Below are 4,664 nucleotides of genomic sequence, written 5' to 3' on the forward strand. Positions count from 1 at the left end.
CCGCGCGGCGGGCTGAACCGGCGCCGCACGCGCCGCGGCGGGCGCCGGAGCGGCAGCTTCTGCGGCGGCCGGGCGGGCGGCGGCCGAGCGGGCCGAGCCCTGCGCCAGCTTCTCGATCGCCGTCAGTCGGCCGACGATGCCGGTGAGTGCATCGTGGAGCGAGATCAGCGTGTCGTTGGTGCGGTTCTCGCTGTCGCGCGAGGCGGCGCGCAACGACCTCAGGTCGTCCTGCAAGCCGCGCAGGACGTCTTCGCCGAGCGGTTCGCCGCGGCTGCGGTCGAGCTCGAGCACCATCTCGCGCGCCGCTTCCCGCGCCGCCGTCAGGGAGTCGACCTGCTGGCCCTCGAGCCGGTCGCCGAGGCGGCGGATGGCCGCTTCGATGTCGGCGAGACCGCCGAAACGGTCCTCCGTCGCCGCCAGTTGACGCGAGATGCGGGCCAGTTGCTCCTCGATCTGGTCGAGCGCCTGATCGTCCGGTTCCTGCGCGACGGACCGATCCAGTCGTTCGGCGAGCTTGCGCATCTCCGCTTCGAGATCGCCGGTCGAACGCTGGGCGGCGAGTTCGCGCCGCATCTCGGCGATCTGGTGGCCGAGCGCGTCGATGTCGGTCGAGGCCGGGCCGACCTCACCCCGATCGAGGCGTTCGATCAGAGCGGCGACGCGGCCGTCGACCATACCGGCGGGCACCGGCGCACTCTGGCGCGACATCAGTTCGTCGAGCCGCGAGATGGTCGTCTCCAGCGCGTCGACGGTGCGCCGGTCGGTGACCGGCACCGCCATGCGGTCGAGCTTGCCGGCGATCTCGGCGATGCGGTCGTGCAGCCGATCGGTGTCGTCGAACGACGGACGGCGGCGATCGAGATCGGCGATGCGGTCGGAAAGCTCGGCGAGCCGGCTCTCCAGCGCCCGGAGTTCCTCGCCGCTGCCGCTGCCGGCGGCGACGGCGCGCATCTCGTCGACGAGCGAGGCGACGCGCTCCGGCGTCACCGGGCCGCGGGCCGCCTGCTCGATCGACTCCAGCTTGTCGGTGACCACCTTGAGGCGCTGGTCGAGCGACTTGACCAGCGACGAGGGGTCGACCCGATCGAACTGCGACTTCAGATCGGCGATGCGCTTCTCGACGCGGGCGATGTCGTTCGCCTCGTCTTCGCGCGCCAGGCTCTCGATCTTGCCGGCGAGATCGCGTAGCGACTGTTCGATCGAGGAGAACTGGGACACCTGCGGTACGGCGCGCAACAGGTTGTGGATCTCGGAGATCTCGGCGTCGACCGACGCCCCGACCCGCGGGCTCGCGAGGCCGCGCTTCAGGTCGTCGAGGCGATCGACGATGTGACCGTAGCCGGCCTCCAGGCTCTTCAGCGATCCTTCGACGTCGGACTGCAACACCACGTCGCGCAGCCGGCCCATCTCGGTCATCAGCGGTTCGAGCGTCGCCGAACCCGGATCGTTGACCGCCATCGCGTCGATGCGGCCGGCGAGCTTGCGGATCTCCTCGCCGATGTCGACGCCGCCGGAGCGCTGTTCGACGAACTGCCGCAGCGAGCGGATCTCCTCGATCAGCGCTTCCGGCGAGTTACGGTCGTCGCGCGCCCGGAGCTGCTCGATCTTGTCGGAGAGTTCGCGGAAATGGCGTTCGATGTCGGATCCCGCCGTGGCCGCCCGGCGCGGACGCTTCTCGCGGGCGAGCGCGTTCTGGCGCTGCGAGATCTCGGCGATGGCGCGGTCGAGGTCGCCGACCGCGGCGCGCTCGCGCCGGACGCGGCCGGCCGCGTCGGCCCGCCCCTCGCTCATCGCCTTGACCCGCCGGTCGAGGCCGTCGAGCGCGGTGAGGACGGCCGACACGTCGGTCTGCGGTCGCGCCTTGGGCGCCCGCTTCGCCGGCGCGTCCGGAATCTGTCGGCTGAGCCGATCGACGGCGGAGGCGATCTCCTCGAGCGTCGCCGACGGCGCGCGCTCGCGCGCCTGCGTCCGCGAACGCGACGGCGCTTCTCCGCCGGCGGAGAGATCGCGCAGGCGATCGGCGAGCACGTCGAGTTGGGCGTCGATCTCGCTGTGGCCGGGGCGCCGACGGATCTCGTCGCCGTGCTCCCAGCGGTCCTCGTCGGCATCGTCGCGACGGCGGCGCGTCGATCGATCCCGCTCGGCGGTGGGAGACCCCTCCGCCAGCGCCTGGACGAGTTCGCTGACCGACATGCCCGAGCGTCGCGCCGCGTCGATCATGCGTTCCCGCCTCTCGTCATCGCGTCCGCGGCCGCCCCAAGACATTTCGATCCTCCGCCGGTACCCGTCCGGTCGCCGGCTTCGACTTGGAGGCGGCGACCGGTCGTTGCGCGACGCGATCCGACGCCCGACTCGGAACGGAGTCCTGCCGAAGCTGCGGACACAGATTTTTCGAACAGGGTAAACAAGCGGTTAAGATCGGGGCGGTGACGTAGGATTCCGGTAACCGGGATCCGCTCGAAGGCATCGTTCCGTCGTCACCATTTCTTCATGATGTGAAATATTTTCCGGCCGCGTCGCTCCATGATTTCGAATAGTTCGACGGGGTGGCGCGGAATATCAGATGACAGAAATATGCATGGCCGACTTGCGCGAATTCGGCGAAAAATGACCTGAGAAGGTATTGACCAGGCCAGCGACGCCTCTAAGTAGACCGGCTTCGAACCATCCCGCGGGGGAGACGACGGACGGTTCTGTTCACAGAGACAGATCGACGGAAGGTATGATGAAGCCCGAATACAGATCCCTCGACCTCGCCGGTGTGACCGACGAAATTCGTGAAAGCCTCGCCTCCCTCGCCGCCGGACCGGTGACGTCGAGCCCACGGACCTGGACCATCGGCGAACTGGCTCGCGATTGCGACGTGACCCTGCGAGCTCTGCGCTTCTACGAGGGCAAGGGTCTGCTGACGCCGGCGCGCCGCGGTGGCGCCCGTCTCTACGAGAGCGAGGACGTCCGGCGGCTGAAGATCGTACTCCGCCTCAAGCGCCTCGGATTCAGCCTGGTGGAGATCCGTGACCTCATGGACCGGTTGACCGAATCGGACCGCTCGGGTCGGCGGCTCGCGGCCCTGCGTGCCCGCATCGAGGCTCAGGTCGCGGTGCTCGAGGAACAGCGCCGCGAGATCGACCTGTCGCTGGCGGCCGTCGCCGAAGAGGTCGCCGAACTGGAACGGGTGCTCGCCGACTGATCGCGACGCGAGGTGTCGAAATGGAAACGGGCCCCGATCGGGGCCCGTTTCCATTTCATCCGTGTCGGCGGAGGTCGCGTGGCGTGCGCCGCTCAGGGCTGCTGCACCGCCTTGCGCTGCTGCTCGCGCAGCTGATCCTCGATGCTCTTCTGCTTCTGGGCGTTCTCGGCGGCGATCGCCTCTTCGCGCTTCTTCAGCGCCGCGTCGTCCATCGCCTTGCCTTCGATGGAGGCCTTGAAGGTGGCGAGCGGGAAGACGAAGTCGACCGGATTGTCCGACTGGCCCTGAGCCGTGACGGTCAGGTTGGTGCCCTTCTTCATCTGCCCGACCAGAGCATCGGAGGCGACGAGCTGGGCGATGCAGCCGTCGGCGGCGCACATGCCGTACTTGCCGTCCTCTGCCTTGTTCTGATCGACCTGGATCTTGATGCCCGGCTGCAGCAGGAGGCCGGTCGGCATGATCAGGTCGACGAACTTGCGCGCCTCGCCGGAGGCTTCGACCACCGCGATGGACGCGAGGAACTGGCCGCCGGAGGTCCTGAGGTCGTAGGCGGTCTTGCAGATCTCCTTCTTCTGCTTCTCGTCGGTCCGGCAGACCTTGACCCATTCGTCGGCCGTCGCCGACTGGGCGGAAGCAGGAAGGACGCCGACGGCCGTCAGAGCGGCGGTGGCGACGAAGGCCGCAGCGAGCGGTGCGCGGGCGATCTTGGCGATGGACTTCGTGACAGTGACGGTCATCGTCGTTCCCGTTGTGGCGAGGAGCATTCGTTCGAAACCGGCCTCCTCATATCGCTCCCTTCCGTTCGGTTCAATGGGAAGGGGCACGCGGAGGCGGATTCGCGCGGGCGAATTCGATGCGGGTGTTGGCCGCTCAATACGGCGACACGGTGGCGACGGGCCCGGTCGCGGCCCTCGGCCGACCGTTGTAGAAAGAGCGGACCGCCGTCGCGTTCCTCTCCACCGGACCCCGCCGATGACCCTCGACCGCCCGACCACCACCGCGATCACCCGTCAGGCGACGACGCGCCTCGACGTCGCCACCCGGCCGCGCGGCCTCGTCGACGTCACCGCGGCCCTCGATCGTTGGCTCGCCGAGATCGGTGCCGTCGACGGTCTCCTGACCGTCTTCCTGCGCCACACCTCGGCCTCGCTCACCATCCAGGAGAACGCCTCGCCCGAGGTTCTGCCCGACCTCGTCGACGCCCTCGACCGGCTGGCGCCGCGCGGCTCTCATTGGCGCCACGACCTCGAGGGCGACGACGACATGCCCGCCCACGTCAAGACGTCGCTGACCGGCGTGTCGCTTTCGATCCCGGTGATCGGCGGTCGCGTGGACCTCGGCACCTGGCAGGCGGTCTACGTCTGGGAGCATCGCGACACCGGCCACCGCCGCACCGCGACGCTGCACTATCTCGGCGATTGATGAGACCTGTGCGCGGATAGCCCTCGACGACCGTCTACTGACGTGATTCACT

Annotated in this window: 4 protein-coding genes; 2 read left to right on the forward strand and 2 right to left on the reverse strand. The window is 68.8% G+C overall.

The features are described from left to right. On the reverse strand, positions 1 to 2,220 hold a 2,220-nt coding region (locus tag V7Q42_RS21225), incomplete at its 3' end, for a hypothetical protein (RefSeq protein ID WP_333826266.1). 502 nt (positions 2,221 to 2,722) lie between these two features. Between V7Q42_RS21225 and V7Q42_RS21230 the strand changes: the two genes are divergently transcribed. Next, positions 2,723 to 3,190, forward strand: a complete 468-nt coding sequence (locus tag V7Q42_RS21230; RefSeq protein ID WP_333826267.1) for a MerR family transcriptional regulator — start codon at positions 2,723 to 2,725, stop codon at positions 3,188 to 3,190. Positions 3,191 to 3,282: 92 nt separating this feature from the next. Here V7Q42_RS21230 and V7Q42_RS21235 read toward each other — a convergent pair whose 3' ends face one another. Further along, positions 3,283 to 3,927 (reverse strand): invasion associated locus B family protein, encoded by a 645-nt coding sequence (locus tag V7Q42_RS21235; RefSeq protein ID WP_333826268.1) that lies wholly within the window; start codon positions 3,925 to 3,927, stop codon positions 3,283 to 3,285. 235 nt (positions 3,928 to 4,162) lie between these two features. On the opposite strand from V7Q42_RS21235, the gene V7Q42_RS21240 reads away from it, so the two are divergent. Further along, positions 4,163 to 4,612 carry a secondary thiamine-phosphate synthase enzyme YjbQ gene (locus V7Q42_RS21240; RefSeq protein ID WP_333826269.1) on the forward strand — a complete coding sequence of 150 codons (450 nt, stop codon included), beginning with the start codon at positions 4,163 to 4,165 and terminating at the stop codon, positions 4,610 to 4,612. Positions 4,613 to 4,664: the final 52 nt, after the last annotated feature.

This window comes from Pinisolibacter sp., from assembly GCF_036782435.1.
GTDB lineage: Bacteria > Pseudomonadota > Alphaproteobacteria > Rhizobiales > Ancalomicrobiaceae > CALBKH01.